The sequence below is a fragment of the Eubacterium sp. F2 genome (assembly GCF_046244355.1).
Taxonomy (GTDB): Bacteria; Bacillota; Clostridia; order Peptostreptococcales; family Anaerovoracaceae; genus Aminicella.
This window is the reverse complement of the sequence record NZ_CP176393.1, coordinates 904,233-926,926: the sequence shown is the minus strand read 5'-3', so window position 1 is coordinate 926,926 and position 22,694 is coordinate 904,233. Positions and strand designations below refer to the sequence as shown.

24 protein-coding genes and 1 riboswitch are annotated in these 22,694 nt (G+C 51.8%); of the genes, 9 read left to right on the top strand and 15 right to left on the bottom strand.

The genetic code is table 11. The annotated features are described in order from the left end of the window. Positions 1 to 407 precede the first annotated feature (407 nt). The 4 genes from ACI77B_RS03825 to tadA form a co-directional block, all read right to left on the bottom strand. On the bottom strand, positions 408 to 1,097 hold the full coding sequence (locus tag ACI77B_RS03825; RefSeq protein ID WP_409337450.1) for a GntR family transcriptional regulator: 690 nt from the start codon (positions 1,095 to 1,097) through the stop codon (positions 408 to 410). 155 nt (positions 1,098 to 1,252) lie between these two features. Continuing rightward, complete coding sequence (locus tag ACI77B_RS03820; protein ID WP_409337449.1) at positions 1,253 to 2,275, bottom strand: 4-(cytidine 5'-diphospho)-2-C-methyl-D-erythritol kinase; 1,023 nt, start codon at positions 2,273 to 2,275, stop codon at positions 1,253 to 1,255. After that, positions 2,235 to 3,167: an Ig-like domain-containing protein gene (locus ACI77B_RS03815; protein ID WP_409337448.1), complete on the bottom strand. Its 933-nt coding sequence runs from the start codon at positions 3,165 to 3,167 to the stop codon at positions 2,235 to 2,237. Before ACI77B_RS03815 ends, ACI77B_RS03820 begins: the two co-directional genes overlap by 41 nt. Beyond that, positions 3,164 to 3,667 (bottom strand): tRNA adenosine(34) deaminase TadA, encoded by a 504-nt coding sequence (tadA, locus tag ACI77B_RS03810; RefSeq protein WP_409337447.1) that lies wholly within the window; start codon positions 3,665 to 3,667, stop codon positions 3,164 to 3,166. The genes ACI77B_RS03815 and tadA overlap by 4 nt, the downstream gene beginning before the upstream one ends. Before the next feature lie 236 nt (positions 3,668 to 3,903). On the opposite strand from tadA, the gene ACI77B_RS03805 reads away from it, so the two are divergent. From ACI77B_RS03805 to ACI77B_RS03765, 9 genes are all read left to right on the top strand, one after another. After that, entirely contained in the window at positions 3,904 to 4,557 is a 654-nt protein-coding gene (locus ACI77B_RS03805; protein WP_409337446.1) for a CvpA family protein, read from the top strand. 92 nt (positions 4,558 to 4,649) lie between these two features. After that, a complete protein-coding gene (locus ACI77B_RS03800; RefSeq protein WP_409337445.1) occupies positions 4,650 to 6,008 on the top strand; it encodes a dihydroorotase in 1,359 nt (452 codons plus the stop codon). A gap of 59 nt (positions 6,009 to 6,067) precedes the next feature. Continuing rightward, a complete protein-coding gene (locus tag ACI77B_RS03795) occupies positions 6,068 to 6,796 on the top strand; it encodes a dihydroorotate dehydrogenase electron transfer subunit (RefSeq protein ID WP_409337444.1) in 729 nt (242 codons plus the stop codon). Between the two features lie 81 nt (positions 6,797 to 6,877). After that, the gene (locus ACI77B_RS03790) at positions 6,878 to 7,813 is read left to right on the top strand and encodes a dihydroorotate dehydrogenase (protein WP_409337443.1); all 936 of its coding nucleotides are present in this window, start codon (positions 6,878 to 6,880) and stop codon (positions 7,811 to 7,813) included. A gap of 128 nt (positions 7,814 to 7,941) precedes the next feature. Beyond that, the gene (pyrF, locus tag ACI77B_RS03785) at positions 7,942 to 8,646 is read left to right on the top strand and encodes an orotidine-5'-phosphate decarboxylase (RefSeq protein WP_409337442.1); all 705 of its coding nucleotides are present in this window, start codon (positions 7,942 to 7,944) and stop codon (positions 8,644 to 8,646) included. A gap of 132 nt (positions 8,647 to 8,778) precedes the next feature. Continuing rightward, positions 8,779 to 9,414 (top strand): orotate phosphoribosyltransferase, encoded by a 636-nt coding sequence (gene pyrE / locus ACI77B_RS03780; protein WP_409337441.1) that lies wholly within the window; start codon positions 8,779 to 8,781, stop codon positions 9,412 to 9,414. A gap of 59 nt (positions 9,415 to 9,473) precedes the next feature. Next, entirely contained in the window at positions 9,474 to 10,412 is a 939-nt protein-coding gene (pyrB, locus tag ACI77B_RS03775) for an aspartate carbamoyltransferase (RefSeq protein ID WP_409337440.1), read from the top strand. A gap of 54 nt (positions 10,413 to 10,466) precedes the next feature. Further along, complete coding sequence (locus ACI77B_RS03770; protein ID WP_409337692.1) at positions 10,467 to 10,892, top strand: aspartate carbamoyltransferase regulatory subunit; 426 nt, start codon at positions 10,467 to 10,469, stop codon at positions 10,890 to 10,892. Between the two features lie 17 nt (positions 10,893 to 10,909). Beyond that, positions 10,910 to 12,433 carry a UDP-N-acetylmuramoyl-L-alanyl-D-glutamate--2,6-diaminopimelate ligase gene (locus tag ACI77B_RS03765; RefSeq protein ID WP_409337439.1) on the top strand — a complete coding sequence of 508 codons (1,524 nt, stop codon included), beginning with the start codon at positions 10,910 to 10,912 and terminating at the stop codon, positions 12,431 to 12,433. 187 nt (positions 12,434 to 12,620) lie between these two features. Here the strand turns inward: ACI77B_RS03765 and ACI77B_RS03760 are convergent, their stop codons facing one another. From ACI77B_RS03760 to trxB, 11 genes are all read right to left on the bottom strand, one after another. Further along, positions 12,621 to 13,265, bottom strand: coding sequence for a M48 family metallopeptidase (locus ACI77B_RS03760; protein WP_409337438.1), 645 nt, complete (start codon positions 13,263 to 13,265; stop codon positions 12,621 to 12,623). After that, a complete protein-coding gene (locus ACI77B_RS03755) occupies positions 13,265 to 13,504 on the bottom strand; it encodes a DUF3343 domain-containing protein (protein ID WP_409337437.1) in 240 nt (79 codons plus the stop codon). The genes ACI77B_RS03760 and ACI77B_RS03755 overlap by 1 nt, the downstream gene beginning before the upstream one ends. 3 nt (positions 13,505 to 13,507) lie before the next feature. Beyond that, entirely contained in the window at positions 13,508 to 14,137 is a 630-nt protein-coding gene (gene yedF / locus ACI77B_RS03750) for a sulfurtransferase-like selenium metabolism protein YedF (protein ID WP_409337436.1), read from the bottom strand. Positions 14,138 to 14,206: 69 nt separating this feature from the next. Further along, complete coding sequence (locus ACI77B_RS03745) at positions 14,207 to 15,358, bottom strand: aminotransferase class V-fold PLP-dependent enzyme (protein ID WP_409337435.1); 1,152 nt, start codon at positions 15,356 to 15,358, stop codon at positions 14,207 to 14,209. A gap of 283 nt (positions 15,359 to 15,641) precedes the next feature. Further along, the gene (gene grdA / locus ACI77B_RS03740) at positions 15,642 to 16,121 is read right to left on the bottom strand and encodes a glycine/sarcosine/betaine reductase complex selenoprotein A (RefSeq protein WP_409337434.1); all 480 of its coding nucleotides are present in this window, start codon (positions 16,119 to 16,121) and stop codon (positions 15,642 to 15,644) included. A 178-nt stretch (positions 16,122 to 16,299) separates the two neighbouring features. Further along, positions 16,300 to 17,613, bottom strand: a complete 1,314-nt coding sequence (gene grdB, locus ACI77B_RS03735) for a glycine reductase complex selenoprotein B (protein ID WP_409337433.1) — start codon at positions 17,611 to 17,613, stop codon at positions 16,300 to 16,302. 16 nt (positions 17,614 to 17,629) lie between these two features. Then, positions 17,630 to 18,910, bottom strand: coding sequence for a glycine/sarcosine/betaine reductase component B subunit (locus ACI77B_RS03730; RefSeq protein ID WP_409337432.1), 1,281 nt, complete (start codon positions 18,908 to 18,910; stop codon positions 17,630 to 17,632). 115 nt (positions 18,911 to 19,025) lie between these two features. Further along, positions 19,026 to 19,412, bottom strand: a complete 387-nt coding sequence (locus ACI77B_RS03725; protein WP_409337431.1) for a GrdX family protein — start codon at positions 19,410 to 19,412, stop codon at positions 19,026 to 19,028. Positions 19,413 to 19,588: 176 nt separating this feature from the next. Next, positions 19,589 to 19,683: riboswitch (glycine riboswitch) on the bottom strand. A gap of 330 nt (positions 19,684 to 20,013) precedes the next feature. Next, on the bottom strand, positions 20,014 to 20,640 hold the full coding sequence (locus tag ACI77B_RS03720; protein ID WP_409337430.1) for a DUF3841 domain-containing protein: 627 nt from the start codon (positions 20,638 to 20,640) through the stop codon (positions 20,014 to 20,016). 237 nt (positions 20,641 to 20,877) lie between these two features. Next, positions 20,878 to 21,198, bottom strand: coding sequence for a thioredoxin TrxA (gene trxA, locus ACI77B_RS03715; protein WP_178263476.1), 321 nt, complete (start codon positions 21,196 to 21,198; stop codon positions 20,878 to 20,880). A 139-nt stretch (positions 21,199 to 21,337) separates the two neighbouring features. Beyond that, positions 21,338 to 22,282, bottom strand: coding sequence for a thioredoxin-disulfide reductase (gene trxB, locus ACI77B_RS03710; RefSeq protein WP_409337429.1), 945 nt, complete (start codon positions 22,280 to 22,282; stop codon positions 21,338 to 21,340). Positions 22,283 to 22,694: the final 412 nt, after the last annotated feature.

The following is a 22,694-nucleotide window of genomic DNA, read 5'->3' as shown; positions in this document are numbered from 1 at the left end:
CCGGAACGAAGCAGTCGAAATCCGATGGCTGGTTCAGATCGTTGAAGCAGATGAAGGCCGAATTCGATATGCACGGAGGCCGGTGACTGAAGTTAAGCAGGGAACTTCAGTCACCGGCCTTTCCATTTCCGCGCAGCCGTCCCGGTATTCCATCTCGCATAACCCGCACAGATACTGGAGCGCATAAGAAAGCGGACCTCAGAAACGCCGCACGGCGCTCTGAAATCCGCTTTCTTCATTCTTCAGTTATAATCCGCTTCTGCGCGCTGCCTTCCCGCCGGCTCGTCCGGAATCCCGGTAATCCGCACAATGCTGCGTGTCTGACGGGCTGCGCGGCGGTTATCTCCCGCCTTCGTCCGCTAAACTGCCGGTCAGGAACCACATCTGATGAGATGAACAGCAAAAATTTACTTCAGCTGAGACTTGTGGCTCTTGAAGGCGGTCTTTCCTTCGCGGATGACGAATTCCTTCAGGTCGCTGGCATGTCTTCTTGCTGCCTGGCGTGCCTTTTCGGCATCTCCGCTCTCCAGTGCTTCTACGATATGGTAGTGTGCTCTCGGCATATCCTGATATCTGGAGAAATCATCATAATAGAAATAGCGGAATCTCAGCGCGAGCTTCTGAATGGAACCGTAGATCTGGATCAGAGACTTGTTATCGCTGTGCTCTGTGATCACTCTATGGAACTCCTCATCATGCTCGATGATGTTCTGAGTATCACCCATACGGACCGCCTTTTCATAGGCATCTGCAGTTCCGCGGAGCTGATCGGCGATTTCCTGTGTCATGTTCTGCGCAGTCAGCGCTGCTGCCAGTCCTTCCAGTTCTTCACGTACAACCAGTGTATCTACGATGTCTTTTACGGAAATCTCGGAAGCATATGCGCCTCTTCTCGGCTCGATTACGACCAGTCCGTCTTTCTCGAGCTTACGAATTGCCTCTCTTACCGGAGTACGGCTGACGCCCATCTCATCAGCAAGATTTACTTCCATCATTCTTGTTCCCGGTTCGATTTTGCCCTCAAGAATCTGCATTTTCAATTGTTCATAGACAATCTCACGAAGCGGCTTGTGGCTCTGTAAATCCAAATCTAACATATTAACCCCCATGTACTTAATGTTCTCCGTATATTGTATTATAAAAACTTGCGAAAGTATACCCCCAAACCGAGAGCATACGTGAAATATTCGCAAAAATCGCTTATGCGACTTGTGATCTGGTATTGAAAAACAAATGAACGGCCGCACGGCGCTTATGGCCTTTTCTCCGGCTCCGTCACCGTCTCTGTCCAGTACGCCTCAATCTTCTCTCCGCGCAGCCGGTCACAGACAGCTTTTGCCTGATCCAGCGTATCATACAGTCCGAACACAGTCGGACCGCTGCCGCTCATCAGAACGACTCTGGCGCCGGTTTCTGCCAGGCGTTCTTTCAGCCCGGCAACATCTGGATAGGCGTTCAGCGTGTAGCGTTCCAGGACATTGATGAATTCCGCAAACATTTCCGGATCTCCGCTCTGCATTCTTCTGATCAGGCGGTCATTATCCGGCCTTTCCGTAATGGTGCAGGAGTCAATCCCCCGGTACACTTCTGCAGTGGAAACTCCGTGGCGCGGCTTTACGATAACCGCCGGCATCCGGATTCCCTGAAGCGGCTGCAGCCTGGTTCCGGTTCCCCGGGCCCTCGCGCACGCTGCAGCGAACCGATCTTCCCGCACGATACGCGGAAGACAGCGGTTCAGACGGGCCTGCCCCATTGCGCAGAAAGGCACATCGGAACCCAGCTGCGCGCACAGTTCCATGATCTCCGGCAGCTTCATTCTCCGCCGCCACAGCACATTCAGCGCGTGAATGACCGCAGCCGCGTTCCCGCTCCCGCCGGCCAGCCCTGCCGCAATCGGAATCATCTTACGCAGCCGGATCTCGATTACTCCTCCGGGAACACTGCTGCCAGCCTCAGCGGACATCAGCTCCGCCGCCCGATAAGCAAGGTTCCGGCTGTCCACCGGAAGATAGGGACGGTTGCATGCGATATGGATTTCATGTTTCCCCCGCGGCTTTCTGTAATCCGGATGGAAACTTACCACGACGTTATCATGGAATCCAATCTGCTGCATCACCATGTCCACCGGATGAAATCCGGCATCCCCGGGTGCACCGACATCGATCGAAAAATTAATTTTGGCAAAAGAACGGAGAAGGATCCGACCTTCTCCGATTTCTCCGCTTTTCCCGCGGTTATCTGCCTTTCTTTTTGTTGTTTTTACTGTTTTTCCCATAGCCGTTGGCCTTCCGTGCAGCTTTTTCCTCCGCACGCTTTTTCTTCAGCGCCGCCGCACGTGCCGCTCTTCCGGTTCTGTACTTTGCACCGGCAGCACGGATCGGCATCGGTTTATTAACATGGAAGTAGTCGTCGCGAAGTTCCTTCTTGACTTTCTCTTCTTCCAGTCTGAACTTCTCGTCGTCCGTCAGCTTCTTCTTTTTATTCTTATGCTTGCGGGCTTCCTTCTTTTCTTCTTTTGCGTGCTCGGCGATGACTGTCTGTACATCCTTGCCCGTCTTCTTTGCCTCTTTATACGGATTAAACGGTGCCTCAGACTCGTCCTTCTTCTTTTCTGCGTCTGTTCCGTTGTTCTGATTGCGCATCTGTCTTACGCTGAAGAACATCATTCCGCCGAACATCAGGACCATCATCACCATATAACCTGCGGTATAACGTCTCTGGTTCAGTGTCTTGAAACGGATGGTTTTGTCAGCGCTCAGCGTAGAGCCGTCGTTTGCGCGGAATCCGCTGGAAATGGTGCAAGTGTAGTACTGGTTGTCCTGAATCGCCTTATCACCCTTCTGCGGAACCTTGGCGGTGTCCACCAGAATCAGCGCGTATTTGGTGTTGCTCTTACTGTAGTAGATCTTTACCGGCAGCTTGTGGCCGTTTTTATCGGCAATCTTGAATTTATTCGCATTTGCCTTCTTGGATGCGGCATTTCCGACCGGACGGTCAAAATACACTTTGACACACATGTTCTCCTTGGTCGTGCTCGTTGCATTATTTGCAGGGTAAGTCTTATTGATTTTCAGGGATGAGTCGGCAAAAGAAAACATTGCCATGAACATCGCAAGGATTACCGCCAGACTCAAAACCGCGCCTGCCCTTTTAAACGTATTTTTCATTCTTTAATTTCCTCCGATTCTGCCGCTGGATGGTTTCTGCCGCGCTTTCTGCGCAGCCTGAGCCCCTTGAAGAACTGCTTCAGCTGGTCCGCACATTCTTCCTGCATGATCCCGCGTTCCACATGAATGCAGTGGTTCAGACGCGGATTTTCCGCAACATTGAAAACAGACCCGCAGGCTCCTGCCTTGGGATCCATCGTTCCGATAAATAAATTCTCCATGCGGGACCAGACCAGCGCGCCCGCACACATCGCACAGGGTTCACAGGTCACATACATCGAACAGCCGGTCAGACGCCAGCCGCCCAGATATGCCGCAGCCTGCCGAATCGCGTTCATCTCCGCATGCACCGTCGGATCCTTCTGTGTCTCCGTCAGATTATGCCCGCGCGCGATGATTTCCCCGTCACGCACGATGACCGCGCCAATCGGGATTTCCCCGAGAGCAGCTGCTTTCTGTGCTTCCTTCAGCGCTTCTTCCATAAATATATTTCTGCTCATATACCTAGAAAGTATACATCACTTCTTTTCAGTATTCAAGATAATCGTACTGATATTTATGCAGAAGAATCCCGGCATTTCATTGAACATTCCCCTTTTTTCACGCTATACTGTTAGCAGGCGCCGCAGTCCCCGCCGCGGGCATTCTCCGGATGCTCTCCCGGGAAAGACTGCAGACGGCTGTTTCCGGCTTTTTTCAGGACAAAACACCACCGGGCAGGGAGGCTCCCGGATTTATGATACTCGACATCATCGCCATTATTATCATCGTCATCGCCGCCATCCGGCATGCATTTAAAGGATTCGTCGTCTCGGTCGTCCATCTGATCCAGTGGATTGCCCTTGCGATTTTTTCCCTTTTATATTCCGACAATCTGAAACAGTATCTGATTGATCATACATCTATAGACAGCGGTCTTGAGTCCTTTTTCAAGAACCTGCTGTTAAAGCGCTTTCAGGAATCAGGAGGGACACTGTCTCTTCCGGATTTTCTGCAGAACGCGGCGGACAACGCCGCCAATACCACAGCGGAATACGCCGCTTCTGTGATCACCGGCATCGTCATATCCATTCTGGCCCTGCTCCTGATTTATATCGGCGTAAAAATCATCGGGACGATCATCATCGCGCTCTTTTCCCGCAGCCATCACGGCGGCGTCATCGGAGCGCTGGACGGAGTCCTGGGCGGAGCCGCAGGGCTTCTCCTTGGGATTTTATATGTCTGTATCCTTTTGTCCCTGCTGAAGCTGACCCTGCCGCTTCTGGCCGCGGACACCCAGACCTGGCTGCAGACGCAGCTGAACAGCTCGTTTCTGGCCTCGGCGCTGTATCACCACAACCTCGTCGTCGCTTTCTTCCAGAGCATCGGGGCCGGGACGCAGCAGGCTTGACAACAACCGGCATCTGTGATACCTTATTGAAAGTTTAGGCAAAAATCGAGGAGCAAGGGTTTCGATCCCTCTGAATCAGGAAGGAGATAGAAATGAAAACACTGCTGAAGAATGGAACCGTTTATCTGGATCACGCATTTAAAAAGGCGGATCTGTTAGTCAGTGAAGACGGAATCAGCGTATATTCTTCCGACAACGCGGCAGCTTCTGAAAGTGCTGCGGATTGTTCCTTTGACGCTGATGATTACGCAATTGTACCCGGATTTGCAGATGTGCACGTTCACTTCCGCGAACCCGGGTTTTCTTATAAAGAGACGATCCGCACGGGAAGCCTGGCGGGCGCTTACGGCGGATATACTTGTGTCTGCCCGATGCCGAATCTGAAGCCGAAGCCTTCTACTATAGAAGGGCTGAAGGCGCAGACGGACATCATTAAGCGGGACAGTGTCATCCACGCCATTCCTTACGGCGCGATCACGATGAAGCAGGACGGAAGAAGCGCCCTCTCGGACATGGAGGCTCTGGCACCGCATGTCTGCGCATTTACCGACGACGGAAAAGGCGTACAGACAGAGGAGCGCATGCGTGAGGCCATGGAAAAGGCGCAGGCTCTGGGAAAGATAATCACGGCGCACTGTGAAGATGAGTCTCTTCTCGGTGGTTCTGCCATCCACGCCGGCCGCTACGCAGAGTCCATCGGCTGGAAGGGAATCAGCTCGGAAAGCGAATGGAAGCAGATCGAGCGGGACTGCCGGCTGGCGGAGGAAACCGGCTGCGCCTATCACGTCTGCCATGTTTCCACAAAAGAATCCATCCAGGTCATCCGCGACGCGAAGAAATCCGGCGTAAATGTGACCTGCGAAACCGGCCCGCATTACCTGGTCCTCTCTGAAGAAGACCTCTTCAAGATCAACCCGGACGACCCGTCCAGCGGCCGCTTCAAGATGAATCCGCCGCTCCGCTCCGAAGCGGACCGGAAAGCCATGCTGGACGCCGTTATCGACGGAACCGTCGACATGATCGCCACGGACCACGCTCCGCATTCCGCCGAAGAGAAAGCCAAAGGCCTTCTGAAGAGCGCCAACGGCATCGTGGGACTGGAGAGCGCCTTCCCGGTGCTTTACTCCCGCCTCGTCCTTCCGGGCATCCTCAGCATGGACCGTCTGCTGGAGCTGATGTGCTTCGCACCGAGACGCCGCTTCAGCCTTCCGGGAACAACTCTGGAAACCGCACAGGCAGAACAGAAAGCCGACGGCGGCCTGCTCCTGCCGGGATCCGCGGACATCACCGTCCTGGATCTGCACACGCCATACACCCTCCGCGCAGATGCCTTCAAGAGCATGGGCCATTCCTGCCCATTTGACGGATGGGACGTTCAGGGAAAGGCCGTCATGACCTTCTGCTGCGGACAGATTTCCGCAGACCGGGGCGGGCTGAAACGCCTGGATTAACCGCCTTTCCCCTTACCCATCATAAATCGCCGATAGACAATGCATCAGAAAGGACTGCTATGGACAGACAGATTCTGACAATTGAAGAAAACACACAGGTAACCCGCGACACCTGGTTCATGAAGCTTTCCGGAAACTGCAGCGGGATTTCCGCGCCGGGGCAGTTCATCAACATCCGTCTCGACGGATTTTTCCTGCGCCGGCCAATATCTATTTACGACCACGGAGAGACTTGGGTTTCCATTCTGTATAAGCTTCTGGGCCGCGGGACAAAATCGATGAGCCAGATGACTCCGGGCCAGACGCTTGACGTGCTCCTGCCGCTCGGCAACGGCTTTGACGTCAGCCTCTGCACAGAAAACACCCTGCTGGCTGCAGGCGGCATCGGCATGCCTCCGATGTACGGCATCGCGAAAGAACTGAAGGAAAAAGGCATCACCCCGCAGCTTGCTCTCGGATTCAATACAAAGGAAGACATTCTTCCTCTTCAGCCTTTTGAAGATCTCGGCATTCACCCAGTCATCGCGACCGCAGACGGGTCCTTCGGCATAAAAGGCTTTGTCACCGATGCCATGAAGACCATGAACTACGATTACGTCTGCACCTGCGGACCAGAGCCGATGCTGAAGGCCGTCTATGAACAGATGCCGGACGGACAGCTCAGTTTTGAAGAGCGCATGGGATGCGGATTCGGTGCCTGCATGGGATGCAGCTGCAAGACAAAATACGGAAGCAAGCGCATCTGCACCGACGGACCGATTCTCATGAAAGACGAAGTCATCTGGTAGGAAAATACAAGCAGCATTCTTCCGTCCCTTTTCTTAAGAAAAGGCGGGCGGTTCAGATACAGAGGAAAGGACAGATCGATTATGTCTCATGACTGTAAAACAGGCGGAAATCCGCTTTCTACAGAGCTCTGCGGCATCACGCTGGACAATCCGGTCATTCCGGCCAGCGGAACCTTCGGATACGGCCAGGAATTCGCAAAGCTCTATGATATCAATATTCTGGGCTCGATTTCGTTTAAGGGAACGACCCTCCACGAGCGTTACGGCAACCCGCTTCCGCGCATTGCGGAATGCAGCTCCGGCATGCTGAATTCAGTCGGCCTGCAGAATCCGGGTGTCGACCACGTCATCGCCCATGAACTCCCGGAATTCAGAAAGATCTACAGCAAGCCGCTCATCGCGAACATCAGCGGATTTTCCCTTGATGAGTATAAGGAAACCTCAGAAAAACTCGACGCGCAGGACCAGGTCGGCATCCTGGAAATCAACATCAGCTGCCCGAACGTTCACAATGGCGGCATGAGTTTCGGGACCAGCCCGAAGGCAGCTGCAGAAGTGACTGCTGCCGTAAAGAGTGTCACCCACAAGCCGGTATTCATGAAGCTGACGCCGAACGTCACCGACATCACGGAAATCGCAAAAGCCTGTGAGGGCGCCGGCGCAGACGGAATCAGCATGATCAACACCCTGATGGGAATGCGCATTGACCTGAAGAAGAAAAAACCGGTTCTGGCCAACCAGACCGGCGGTCTCAGCGGCCCGGCCGTTCTTCCGGTTGCCCTGCGCATGGTCTGGCAGACGGCTCATGCAGTGAATATTCCAATCATTGGAATGGGCGGAATCAGCACGGCGGAAGACGTCATTGAAATGATGATGGCCGGAGCCTCTGCCGTAGAAATCGGCGCTGCAAACCTGGTCAATCCTTATGCCTGCAAGGAAATCATCGAGGATCTTCCATCTGTCATGGAGGGGCTTCATATCGATTCCCTGACTGACATCATCGGCGCGGCGCTTTAACATAATAAAGCAAGTTTGCTCAAATACACGGTTTGAAAATTCCCTTTCAGGAATCCATCTTTCCGCCGGTTTGAGATATAATAAATAGCAGAAAACACCTGAAAATGAGATACGAAAGGAGACTGGTCATGAGTAAAGACGTTATTATCGCCTGCGACTTTCCGTCCGCAGAAGACACCTTCCATTTTCTGGATCAATTCACCGGACAGAAGCCGTTCGTAAAAATCGGCATGGAGCTCTTCTACGCTGAGGGCCCTTCGATTGTACGGGAAATCAAGAAGCGCGGGCATAAGATTTTCCTGGATCTGAAGCTGCACGACATCCCGAATACCGTAAAACGCGCCATGGCCTGTCTCGCGGACCTGCAGGTAGACATGACCAATGTCCACGCCGCGGGCGGAATCAAAATGATGGCAGCCGGAAAAGAAGGCCTGGAATCAAAAGGCGGATCCCCGCTTCTGATTGCGGTCACCCAGCTGACCTCCACCAGTCAGGAAACCATGGAAAAGGAACTTCTGATTGATCACCCTCTTCCGGAAGTGGTCACCCAGTACGCGAAGAACGCGAAAGCCGCAGGACTCGGCGGGGTCGTCTGTTCGCCTCTGGAAGCGGGAACGATTCACCGGGCCTGCGGAAGAGACTTTATGACCATCACCCCGGGAATCCGTTTTGAAAACTCCGCTGCTGACGACCAGACCAGGATCACCACACCGGCAAAAGCCCGGCTTCTCGGTTCGGACTACATCGTGGTGGGCCGTCCGATCACGCAGGCCGATAACCCGGTGGAGGCCTATCAGCGCTGCGTCAGAGACTTCCTGGGCACAGCGAGATAAACACGATCGCCACGGAAAACCACACTGCACGAAACATCGCAGACTTCCGGACAGCCCGGTGAGGAATCCCCTTGCCGGTCTGGATTTTGTCCGAAAACATATAAACATACACATACAAAAAGGAGAATCACTATGACTGCAGAAAAAGACATTGCACGCGGACTGCTCTCAATCGAGGCTGTATTCCTGCGTCCTAACGATCCGTTCACCTGGGCCAGCGGCATCAAGAGCCCGATCTACTGTGACAACCGCCTGACCCTGTCCACGCCCTATGTCCGCACGCTGATCGAGCAGGGCCTGAGGGATACGATTCAGACCTGGTATCCGGAGTGTGAACTGCTGATGGGCACCAGCACCGCCGGCATCCCGCACGCAGCGATCACCGCGCAGATGATGGGCCTTCCGATGGGCTATGTCAGAGGTTCTCATAAGAGCCACGGCAGAAACAACCAGATCGAGGGGCGCCTCATCCCGGGCCAGAAAACCGTTGTCATCGAGGATCTGATCTCTACAGGCGGATCTTCCTGTGAAACGGTGGATGTTCTGAGAGAAGCCGGAGCCGATGTCGTCGGTATCGCCAGCATCTTCACTTACGGTCTTTCCGCAAGCGAGGCCAAGCTGAAGGAGCACAATGTGGTCAACCACAGTCTCTGCACCCTGGACACTCTGGTGGACGCCGCTGTTGAGATGGGTCACATCACTCCGGAAGAGAAGGAAAAAATCCTGAAATTCCGCGCCAATCCGTCCGATGAAAGCTGGATGAAATAGAGCGTCCGGACAGCTGGCAGACAACGTAAAACATAGAATCAGAGGAGGAGAATAACAGAATGGATAAGCTTGAGGTAAAACACAATCCGAGAAGCATCATCAATATCACTGATTTAACCGTTGAGGAGATTGATCATCTGATCAAGACCGCCAATGACATCATCGAGAATCCGGAAAAGTATCAGGACATCTGCGCGCATAAGAAACTCGCGACCCTGTTCTTTGAGCCTTCCACCAGAACGCGCCTGAGCTTCACGGCCGCCATGATGGAACTGGGCGGAAACGTCATCGGATTCTCCGAAGCCTCCTCTTCCTCCGCAGCCAAGGGCGAAAGCGTAGCGGACACGATTCACATCGTCAGCCTTTACGCGGACATCATCGCCATGCGCCATCCTAAGGAAGGTGCGCCGCTGGTTGCCTCCGAGCACTCTGAAGTTCCGGTCATCAACGCGGGAGACGGCGGACATTTCCACCCGACCCAGACCCTGACCGACCTTCTGACCATCAGCCGCAAGAAGGGCGGCCTGAACAACTTCACCATCGGATTCTGCGGAGACCTGAAGTTCGGCCGCACCGTACACTCCCTGATCGAGGCCCTCATGCGCTATAAGGGAGTCAAGTTCATCCTGATCGCTCCGCCGGAACTGCGCCTGCCGAAGTACATGAAAGAAAAGATGAATGCCGCCGGCGCCGAGTGGAAAGAGTACGAGAAGCTGGAAGATGCAATGCCGGATCTCGACGTCCTGTACATGACCCGTGTCCAGAAAGAACGTTTCTTCAACGAGGAAGACTACGTCCGTCTGCGTGACAGCTACATCCTCACCCTGGATAAGCTGAAGCCGGCCAAGAAAGACATGATCATCATGCATCCGCTGCCGCGTGTCAACGAGATCTCCGTCGAGGTCGACAGCGATCCGAGAGCCTGCTACTTCTATCAGGCACACTGCGGAAAGTACATCCGCGAGGCACTGATTCTCTACCTGCTTGGACTGAAATAGCACGACACATCTACAGGACAAAAAGAAACTGCGCAAGGTAATAACGGGAGGCAAATCATGAACATTGACGGACTGACAAACGGAATCGTACTGGACCATATCACAGCCGGAAAAGGCATGCGCATCTATGAGATGCTGAAACTGGACAAGCTTGACTGCACAGTTGCTATCATTCAGAACGCAACAAGCAATAAAAAAGGACGCAAGGACATCATCAAGATTGATTCCCTGATCGACCTGAATTACGACATGATCGCCTACGTAGACAGTAACGTCACCGTTGACATCATCAAAAACGGAAAAGTCTGCGAGAAGCGTTCGGTCAATCTTCCGGAGACACTGACCAACATCATCTCCTGCCACAATCCGCGCTGCATCACTTCTACCGAGCAGGGCATCGATCAGATCTTCCATCTGGTCGATCCGGAGCGCCGCATTTACCGCTGCGCATACTGCGACACAGAGTACAGTGAAAAATAGTACGGGAGGAATATCATATGCTGTTATCTGAACTATTCTCCGGACAGCCGGACGTGGAAATTACAGGGCTGACCCTGGATTCCCGCACCGTAAAGCCGGGATATATGTTCTTCTGCATCAAAGGATACGAGCAGGACGGACATCGCTACGCCGGTTCCGCCGCTGAGAAGGGCGCCGCTGCCATCGTCATCACAGAAGACGTGGAGCAGAAGCCGGGCGTCGTATATATTAAGGCTGCTGACATGAACGCGGAACTGAACCGCGTCTGCGACCTCTTCTTCGGTCAGCCGAGCCGTCATATGACGGTATTCGGCGCCACCGGAACCAACGGAAAATCTACGCTGACCAGCGTGATTTCCGACATCTATTCCCATTACCGCCCCTGCGGCTATATGGGAACGATCGCCATTCGCTACGGAGACTATTCCCGCGTGGCAAATCTGACCACGCCGGATCAGGTGGAAACACACGCAAACCTGAAGGAAATGCTGGATCACGGCATGCAGGCCGCGGCCATGGAAGTCAGCTCCCAGGGGCTGGACAGAGGCCGGGTCGACAGTGTGGATTTTGACTGCGCGGTGTTCACCAACCTGACCCATGACCACCTGGACTACCATAAGACCATGGAAAACTATTTTGAGGCAAAGAAGCGGCTTTTCCGCAATCTGAAGCCTTCTGCCGTCGCTGTACTGAATGCCGACGATGAAATCTCCATCCAGGGGCTGAAAGACTGCTGCCCTTGCCGCTATGTCACATACGGAACGGACCAGGGCGAATCGGAAACAGATGAGAACGGCTACCCGATTGAAGGAAGCCACTCGGAGCCGGGCACACCGGAAACCGTCGACTATTTCGCAAAGGACATCGTCCAGCGTGCTGACGGCTGCAGTTTTACGCTCTGCTATGACGGAAAAGAATACCCGGTCAGCACCAATATGGCTGCGCTGTATAACGTCTACAATCTGCTGGGTGCCGTCGCCGCCATGCATGAATGCGGCATGCCGCTTGAGCAGATCATTCCTCTGCTGCGCGATATTCCGCAGGTGGACGGACGTATGGACAGAGTCGATGAAGGACAGCCGTTCACGGTTGTCGTCGATTACGCACACACACCGGACGGATACGAGAAGATTTTCAATTACGCGAAGGAAATCACGGATAAAACCGGCGGAAAGATTTACGCCGCCTTCGGATGCCCGGGAAAGCGTGATGTGGTCAAGCGCCCGGTCATGGGACGGATTGCCGGAGAATTCTGCACGGAAGTCGTTCTGACTTCACAGGATCCGCGGGATTCTGAGCCGGAAGACATCGCGAAACAGATCGCGGAAGGAGTAAAGAAAACCTCCTGCCGCTGGTCCTTTGTCCACGACAGAGATAAAGGCATCGCCAAGGCCATTTCCCTGGCTTCTGCAGGCGATGTGGTCCTCACACTGGGAAAAGGCGGAGAAACTTACATGTACTATGAAGAAGGCCGCCGCCCGTGGATGACCGACAAAGCAGCCGCCCGCAAGGCGCTGAATGAACTGGGATACAAAAAATAACCGACCATCATTTATGCCTGAATCTTAGACTTTTTAGGCGTAAATCTGATTATCGGGCGCAAAAAAGCTGCTGCACGATCTCATGTGAGCTTCGTGCGGCAGCTTTCTGTTCATGCTTAACGTTCTGAACCTGAATCAGCCCTGACATAACAGGTTCCCCTGTCAGAACCTTTACATACGATTATTCTTATTCTGGTCTCCAGATGTTCTTTTCTGCTTCGATCTGCAGGCCCTTTTTCATGGCTTCCATATAGACAGAGCCATATTGTTTCAGCCAGGCTCTGCGCCTGCGATAATCGGGAAGAACCTTCTCCACTTCTGCCCAGAAGGCCGGGGAGTGATTCATTTCTTTCAGGTGGCAGAGTTCATGCACCACCACATAGTCCTGGACTTCTTCCGGCATTTTCATTAACAGACAGTTGAAATTCAGATTTCTCTGAGAAGAACAGCTTCCCCATCGGGTTTTCTGATTCCGGATCGTAATGCGGCCGTACCATACGCCCATCTGACGGGCATAGGTCTCCGCTTTCTTTGGAAGCACTTCCAGTGCCTGATCTGCCAGTTCACGAAGCTCCTTCACGGATATCGGCTCGATTTCCGGCATCTGTGCGATTCTGTTCTGCACCTGCCGGACGTGCTTCTCGATCCATCCGCGGCTTTCCTCCACCACATGCAGGACTTTCCGATCTGAAGTATTCAGCGGCACCCGTACGATTACCTGCTGCTTTTCTCCATTGACCGAGACTGCGCAGGTTTTACGCTTGCTGTATACAGCAAGACAGGGGTAGCCGCTGAAGCTGTACGGCAGTTTCTTCATGAGCTTCTGCCGCATTAAAACATCTCCTCGTGATAGAAGCCCTGTACATCGGCTTCCTTCTCATCGATGGCATTTCTGATCGTGTCCTCCTGGTCGACAGGGACCATCCAGCAGAGTCCGCAGCTTGCGGAAATGCTGCGCGGAACCGGCACAAGCCGGCCCGGCAGACCCTTTTCCTTTGCCATGGATTCCATCGCCATAGCCGCCGTCGTAGAACGGAAGGTCACGATAAATTTCATTTCTTTTTTGCGCATCAGTTACGGCCTCACGACATGACCTGCATCGTTCATGGTAGAAACGATGTCGTACATGTTTCCGATAATGCCGACTTTGACCTTATCTTTGATTCCATAGAAATCAGCGCATGTTCCGCATGTGATGATCTGAACGCCTTCTGCCTCCATCTTCTGCAGGTCTTCCAGAACATCAGATCCCTCTGTTGTCAGGAATGCTCCTCCGTTATAGAACAGCATTGCCTTCGGCAGTTTATCCAGCTGTGTAATTGCGTAGATACAGCTCTTCATCAGCTTTTCGCCGAGCTTGTCATCTCCGGTTCCCATGTATTTAGATGTGAAGGCGTATACGACGTTTCTGCCCGCAACGACATCACATGCTTCTACAGCATCCTGGCCCTTGCCTGCGCCTGCAGCATCGATGGCATCCTGACCGACATGCAGAGTAATATGGAACTCGCTGTCGGAAATCTTTTCTGTCTCAACCTGTGCACCCAGTGTGTTTCCAAGACGGGTAACGTTCTGAACGGCTGTATCGTTATCTACATGAACCTCTACGTCTGCCGGTCCGTCCAGCTTCTCTACCTGTTTCTTGGTCATAACAACCGGAATCGGGCACTGCTTGCCCATTGCATCTACAATAATCTTTGCCATTGTGGCACCTCCTGTGTTTCAAAATAATATATATTCAGCCGGAAAATCCCGGCGAACAATCGCTTTTCTTTATTCTGCGTAGACCGAACGGATGGCATTAAGCGCGTAATCCACCTCTTCCTCCGTCGTCCAGTATCCGAACGCGAAACGGACGGTTCCCTCCGGGAAGGTTCCCAGTGTCTTGTGCGCCAGCGGTGCGCAGTGCAGTGCGCATCTCGTCATGATGCCGAACTCGCTGTCCAGAATTGAGGACATCTCTGCATTATCGATCTCATCGAAGTCCACAGAAACAACTGCTGTGCGCCCTTCTCTTCCCTGCGGTCCGATGACATGCGCCTGCGGAATCTCTTTCAGTCCATCGATAAAACGCATCGCCCGGTCGAGCTCCTGTGCGCCGATCTTCTCCGGCGTCTTCTCCAGGATGAACTCCAGCGCCTTATGCATGCCGACGATTCCCGGCAGATTCATGGTTCCTGCCTCGAACTTATCCGGCAGGAAATCCGGCATCGTCTGCAGGTGGGACACACTGCCTGTGCCGCCCAGAATCACCGGCTGAAGTTCCTGCGCGAACGCGTCCGTCATCATCAGTGCGCCGATTCCCTGCGGCCCCAGAAGGCCTTTATGTCCGGTCACGCACAGCGCGTCCAGATGCATTTTCTGAAAATCAATCGGAACCGTTCCCGCACTCTGCGCCGTATCCAGAGCAAAATATACACCGTGGTGCATGCAGATTCTGCCGATGGCCTCGGCATCCTGCAGCGTTCCCGCAACATTAGATGCGTGATTGATGACCGCAAGGCGTGTGTTCTTCTTAATCGCCTTCTCAAACGCGTCCAGATCCAGATATCCTTCCTTATCGCAGGGACACACGGTTACTTCCACACCGTGCTCCTTCAGCTTATATGCCGGACGGGAAACCGCATTATGCTCCATCGCGGAAATAATCAGATGATCTCCCGGCCGGAGCAGACCCTGAATGACATAATTCAGACTGTAAGTGATTCCCGGGGTAAATACCACCTTACCCGGCTGAGGAAAGTTGAACAATTTTGCAAACCGCTCCCGAGTCTCATAGACAACCTCACCCATGGCATACGCAGACTGATACCCGCCACGGCTGACATTGCAGCCCACATTGGTCATAAAATCACTCATCGCCTCACCCGTGCCCGGCGCCTTCGGAAATGATGTGCTTCCGTTATCCAAGTAAACCTTACGCATTGTATTCTCCGTTTCTTGTTTCTTCCTTCGGAAAAATCCTCTGCAGCAGGCCTTTTAAAGCTATTGATAAAAACAATACGCCAGCCGCATATCTGCAGGGAAATAAATCCTCTCAATAAAAATTATAAGATTCCGTCATACTTCTGTACAATTGATAATCTCTATTCACACATCCCAGTATAATACAGAATCCTGCAAATTACATCCGATCATAAAACATGTCCCGTTCGTATATACCACAAAAGGGAGCTGTTTATCACAGCTCCCTTCCGCCACTTATTTTCTATTTATCGAGATATTTGCAGTACTCATCTCTGATGTCTGTCATTTCCTCAATGATATCATCAACGTCGAGTACCATCTCCATCATGCTGATCTGCTCGTCATAAACGTCAGGATCGAACTCTTCTTTCACTTCAGGTTCAACAACATGGTATACTGTAAGTCCCAACTGGACATTCGTCAACGGACCTGCGAAAGTCGGATCTCCTGCTGTAACGGTTTCAGCAGCCAGGCCGGCAGCCTCTCCCTCAGCAGCACCAAGCAGTACAACTACGTTCTCCGGGCCGTACTTCTCAGCAAACTCCTTAACTCTTCTCTGGTTCTCCAGATCCATTGCGCCTGCGCTCGTTCAGACAAAGCACTCCGTGGACGAGAATACGACTTCGCCGCCGGCAGTTTTTACACATTCTGCGATGGCGTCGCCCGGAATTCCGTCACGGTCGCCGATAATCACTACTTTTTTGTCTTTTAAAATAGCCATTATCTCTCTCCTTTCTTTTTTATTCTGATTTAAATAATCATGTTTACTTAACTTTGTTACATTGATAATATCACTATTCGCTTCAAAAAGCTATAGGAAAAAGCAATATTTCACAAAATTTTTTAATCGCGTATGTTAAACTTTCATTCACTGGAATTTCAACATCCGCGGATTTCCATTAGTCCTCGAAAATTGTCTGCTCTGTTACCTCTGTAGACAGTGCCTTCAGAGCCTTCTCGACGATATGACGGCGGAGTGCCTTCTCTTCGTCATGATCCAGCTCCGGATTGCCCAGAGGATGAGGAATAGCAATAGCAGGAACGATTCTGTTCGCACCTACTGTCATAGAAATAGGAGTAACTGTGCAGATATGAACTACCGGCAGGCCAGCTCTCTCGATTTCCTTAACCATCGTTGCACCGCAACGCGTACAGGTTCCTCAGGTGGAAGTGAGGATAACTGCGTCTACACCGTCATTCTTCAGTTTCTTTCCGATTTCTGCAGCGAACTTCTTCGCGGATGCTACAGCAGTTCCGTTTCCTACAGTTGCATAGTACTTATTATGCAGCTTGCCGATAACGCCTTCCTTTTCCATGTCACGCAGTACATCGACCGGCAGAACACGGTCTGCGTCTTCGTTTGCGTAAACCGGGTCATATCCGCCATGAGCAGTCTCATAGGTATCTGCTGTCAGGTCTGTTACTCCGGTAATGTCATACTCACCATAGTGAGATGCGGAAGAGCTTTCGATGTGATCCGGATTTCCCTTCGGAACGATTCCTCCAGACGTAACCAGAGCGATTGTTGCCTTGGACATATCTTTAACAGCCGGATTCGGAGCAACACGATCGAAACTCGGCATCGGATACTCTGTTGTAAACGGCTTTCCGGCCAGTTTCTTCAGCAGCATCTCAACGGCACGCTCAGAACCTCTCTTCTTCTCGAAGAAGTTGACTCTGACACCGTTCGGCATATATCCCTCTTCACAGGAAGCGCCGATCTTCTCACCCTTTGCGAGCTTCAGAGTCAGCGGAGCCATCTTCTTCATAGCTGCTCTCATTCCTGCTGCACTGTTCTTGGTCGCAACGATCAGAACCTTGTTCTTATACATGTCTGCGCCCGGGTTCTCCTCAAACATTCCTGTCAGAGAAGGAACACCAAGTTTTTCCTGAACAGCAGCAGCCATAGTTCCGCAGGCAACTCCGTAACGGCCTGCGTTGAATGCAGGTCCTGCTACGAATACATCTGGCTTCAGTTCCTTAACCATTTCCAGAATATCTGCGGTAGCCTTGTCAATATTTTCGTTGAAGTAGGAATCTCCGCAGACAATCGTTCCGACGATTTCTGCTTCGTCCTTCAGTCCAGCCTGCAGGGCCAGTCCAGGTCCTACGACTTCACCCGGTCTGCATTCAGCCGGATAATCAGCCTTCTCCTCTCCGCCGATCTGAGCGAAGAACTGGTTGATGTAGTGAACGACTCTCAGTTTAGCCATTTCTCTTCCTCCCCTCTTATCTTGCGCTCAGTTTGTTGAAGCCTGTCTCATTGGTTGCGCCTGTGATAACCTGCAGCTCAACTTCCAGAGATCCGTCTTCACGCAGTGTTTCTTCACTGGCTCCGGCGATCTTATTGATGAATGCCAGAGTTCCGATTACCTTGTCCATCTTCGGCAGGATAATCACTTCATTGGCATTTCCGCCGGTAACGACTGCGTCTGCAGCTGCGTCAGCATCTGCCAGGGACTGGGATTTTCCGTCTCTTCCAGCATACTCATCCGTGATGATGACGGTCTTTACGCCTTCCGCCTCAATCTTCTTGCAGTTCATGATCAGGTCTGTATCCGGGTTTCCGAATCCTTCCTGAGATACGATTACGCCATCCAGATCCAGCATCTTGCAGAGCTTTGCTGTGAAATTGGAAGAACGCTCCTTGTCTGCGAGGTATACATTTTCGTTGGTGATAATCTGGCAGACGAAGTTGAGCTTCTTTCCATGCTGCTTGAACAGATCGTGGACAACCGGGTTGTTCTGATGAACGTAAGTAGGGTTCTTATCGCATGCGGATACGCAGTTTCCGGAGATGATCGCGCCGTCCATAACCTCTGTCGGGCTGAGCAGTGTCGGCAGGATCTTCTTTGCGTCTACGCCGTAAACGTATGTATCATGCAGAAGTCCCTGGCTCTGCAGCATCTGGACATAAGCAACTCTCGGCAGATCCGGGTACTTTTCCAGTCCTTCCTTGATGGTGCATGTCTCAAATACCTCTGTTTCATCCGGTGTGAGGTCTCTTGCGAGCTCGCCGACATAGGATGCAACGCGGAATCCGGCCATTCTTACAGCTCTCTCGTAGTCGTGCTGTTTGATTCCGTCAACCGGCTCCAGAACCATAACCAGGTTCAGTGTCTTGGAGAACGGTGTGTAGTCAGCTCCCGGGCCGGTCATGTCGATGACGCCTTCCTGGAATCCGACGATCGGGCCGGCGGTTACGACAGCCATACCCTTCAGTGCATAGGTCTTTCCGGATCCTACGGTATCAACTTTGGAAACTACTCCAGGAAATTCTCCGCCGTTTCCTTCAACCTTTACACGCGGCTCGATAACATCCTTAACCGGTGTAATGCGGACAGACTCTCCTGGTTTAGCGATATCGAACTCCGCAGTCTTGAGATGTTCATCTTCAAGTGCCAGCTTGGTCAGTTCCTCTTTGCTGACGTAGAGGATGCCGTCCTGCACCTTGGACTCATCTGCAAACTGGATATCCGTAATGTGGATATATCCCATTTCCAGCTTCATATCTGGTTCCCTCCTTTTCAGAAGAATTGTTAATGATTAAGTGTAGTGTTAGAATTAATGTCCTAGCGTTAATATATCTAATATTCAGCAGCTTCAGCCCACATGATTCTGCGGATTACAGCCACTCATCAGCAGATGACATGCCGCTTTCGATCAGTGTCATGTCTACCAGCTGGAAATCCTTATAAACCCCCGGTTTATACGTAAATGTGCGTTTTTCGAATTTATCGCAGGTCTCCACCGCGCGTTCGATCAGCTCTATGGAACGTGCATCCGGCTTGCCTGTCTGCTTCCTGACGAGCAGAGATTTATACGGGGTTTCGTTCGGTTTCACGCTGCCGGAAAGCGGATGCGTCAGAAGTTCATGGCCCTGCATGATCCAGTTCATCGCTTCCTCCAGAATTTCCCGATACGAAACCTCTTTATAGACAACGTCATGAGTATTGCTGAACTTCTCATCGACCATCGGATTGTTAGTAATGATGATATATCCGGTACCCATGACCTTCTCCTCTCCGCGTCATAAACAACGCATCTTTCTGACAGATCCCTCTGTCTCCCGCACATCCGATGAATAAAAAAGGGGGGCGTCCCTGCAGAATGCTCTGATTTCTGCGGTCGTCCCTTCTGTCTGCAATGTGAAAGAGGATGTGTCCTCCTGCATAGATCCAGAATCCAGTCCGTTTTCCAGTCCTTTTACCTGAAAGTTTCACAGCATGTGCTGCTTGCCCCTTCGGCTGCCGCCCGCAGCGGCGATCTCCCGGAAAACATCAGCCCGTATTGCATAGTTACAATCTATACCTCATCGGATTTCACATTCATATTATCAATTCGTTAATCTTTAGTCAATGGATTTTTCCCAGATTCATTTTTGCAATCGCGATTATTAAAAGGCAGGGTTTATTTTTGTTATGTCAGACATAAATCCTGCAAATAGTACATAATCGCCGCACAATACCTGCTTATTCTGTCAATTCATATTCCCACGGTAGGTTTCTGATTAGTCTTCATGCATCAGGCCGGCAGCACGGTGTTATGCAGCAAAGCAGGCGTTCCCTTGCCCGGTGAATTTTGTCAGATGAACATGCGGCCTGTCCGCCCTCTTAAATCAGGATCTGAGGATCTTCAGGGCGGAGAATCTGCTTCACCTGATTGTCCCGAATTTCCCAGATATTTCCGCAGACATGGAACGGCGACCAGTCGTCTATATCGAAGATGCGCTCCCAGCTCTCGCGGATTCTGCGTTCTTCCTCAGGAAACATGCCCGCGTACTTCCCCTGCATGATCTGAAAGCGGCTTTCGACGCCCAGATCCCGCAGATGCTGATGATAGGCCTGATCATCTGCCTCGTCTTTCGGCAGATAAATGCGGTTCAGAACATAATCCCACTTTCCGTCGTCGAACAGACAGATTTTCTCGCGCGGCACGTCGATCACATAGACGACCGTTCCCTCAATTGGTTTCAGACAGTTTTCCCGGCATACTGAGCACCAGATCGGCGCGTGCACGTCGTCCGGCTTCGGCACAATTTTTGCGACCCGCTCCGTCAGCCAGTCGTAGCTTTCCAGAAACAGCGGTGCGATGTCTCCGAGATGAAGCTGTACATATAATCTCTGATTGATGATCCTGCCGTCCCTTCTCAGCTGTTCCAGGGTTTTATCATTCTGCCTCGTATAGAGACGCACCACCGGACGGTCCACGAGCTGCTTCAGTCTTTCGCTTGTAATCATAATTTTCACACACCTTCCTTGTAAAAAAGAGCCTTCTGCACTCTGTGCTGGGGAGTGCGGAAGGCTCTGTTCCATTCTTCTCATTTCGCTGCGGAGTGCAGAAGTCCCGGAACCGGCCCGCAGAACCTTCTCTGCTTCGTTCCTGCGGCAAAAGTATCCTGTGCTGAGGGAATACCTGTAAATTCCTGAAATCCTGTTTCTCTGCAGCCTGGTCAGCTGAGACGCTGAAGATCCGGACTAGATGTATTTCTGAATCATTGCCTCAATGGACTCAGGTGTGCACTCATCCTTTACGAGCTCTTCAACCTTCTCGCCGTCCTTGTAGATTGCCATGACCGGCAGTCCCAGAACCTGCTGCTTGATGGCAGCGCGGCGTGCATGTGTAGTGTTCAGAGAAGCGAACTTAATCTTGTCGCCGTACTTATCAGCAAACTCGTGAACCTTTGGCATCAGAGCCATGCATGGCTGGCATCCGTCACCAAAGAAATCTACGAATACATATCCGTCTTTATAGTTCAGAACTTCTTCATCAAAATTTTTCTTATCGCACTCTACCATTGTAATGCCTCCTGTATTCATTTTCATCAGTTCCCGGTCTGTGGGCGGCCGGACCTGCCGATCATATTCTGATTTCTGATATCCGCCGGTCCTCCGCTCCCGCGGCGCCGGCAGTTCTGCATCAATCCCTGCGGTCAGTTTAATAGTTGGACATACTCTTTTCTACCTGAACAGCAGCGATCGCTCCGTCTGCGGCAGCGGTAACAACCTGACGCAGGCTCTTCACACGTACATCTCCGGCTGCATATACGCCCGGTAGATTGGTGTGCATATCCTGATCTGTAGGAATGTATCCGCGCTCGTCCATTTCCAGTCCGGTACCCTCGAAAATCTTGGTATTCGGAACCGTTCCGACGAATCCGAACAGACCGAACATACCGTCGTCCGGATCTGCTTCGATCGTTGTAATCTCGCCGGTCTTGACATTCTTTACATCCATGGAGGAAAGCAGTCCCTCTCCGTGGAGAGCAACAACTACTGTATCCCACATGAAGTGGAGCTTCGGGTTCTTGAATGCCTTTTCCTGAACATGCTTGTCTGCACGCAGTTCGTCTCTTCTGTGAATGACGGTTACCTTGCGGGCAAACTTGGTCAGGTACATGGCCTCTTCAACTGCGGAATTTCCGCCGCCTACTACATAAACTTCAAAATCTTCAAAGAAGTTCGCGTCACATGTTGCGCAGTAAGATACGCCCTTTCCTGTGAACACGCCCTCATTCTCGCATCCGATCGGGCGCGCATGCGCTCCGGAAGCGATGATTACGTTGTGCGTCTTATAATCCTGCTTTACACCATGCAGGACTTTGACATCACCCTTCAGTTCTACTGACTGAATGCTGTCAGACGCTCTTTTTGCGCCAAAGCCTTCTGCCTGTTTTGCCATACGGGCAACCAGCTCCGGTCCAGACTCACCCTGAACAGCCTGTCCCGGGTAATTCTCAATGCTGTCCGTGATCGCAATCTGTCCGCCGTCCTGGCCTCTCTCCAGAATCAGCGCGTTCATCTGGCTGCGTCCGGCATACAGACCTGCAGACAGGCCGGCCGGTCCGGCTCCGATGATGACCACATCATAGATTTCTTCCATATTGCACCTCCATAACATCGCATAACCGCGGTGTCATTCTTTTCCCGATGGTCGATATCTCGACATACCTCAGTGTCAGAGCAAACACCTTATTCAGCATCCCGGAAATATCTGTCTACCCCTATTATATCGATTTTTTCGATATTGACAACCATTTCTGAACACGATCCTGATATTTTTTAATCATGATTACATACTACAATTTCACGATTGTATTTTTGTTAACAATCAACAATTTCTATGCAAGCAGAATTTCATTTGTCACATGTATAACCTATTACCTTGCTATGTTTGTTTTGTCTCTATTCTAAAAATCTCCTGTATTGCTGTGAATAGGAAATATCAATTAGACATTTCTGAATTATTTGCTAGTCTTGAAATGGACATATACACAAACATACACATCAACCGA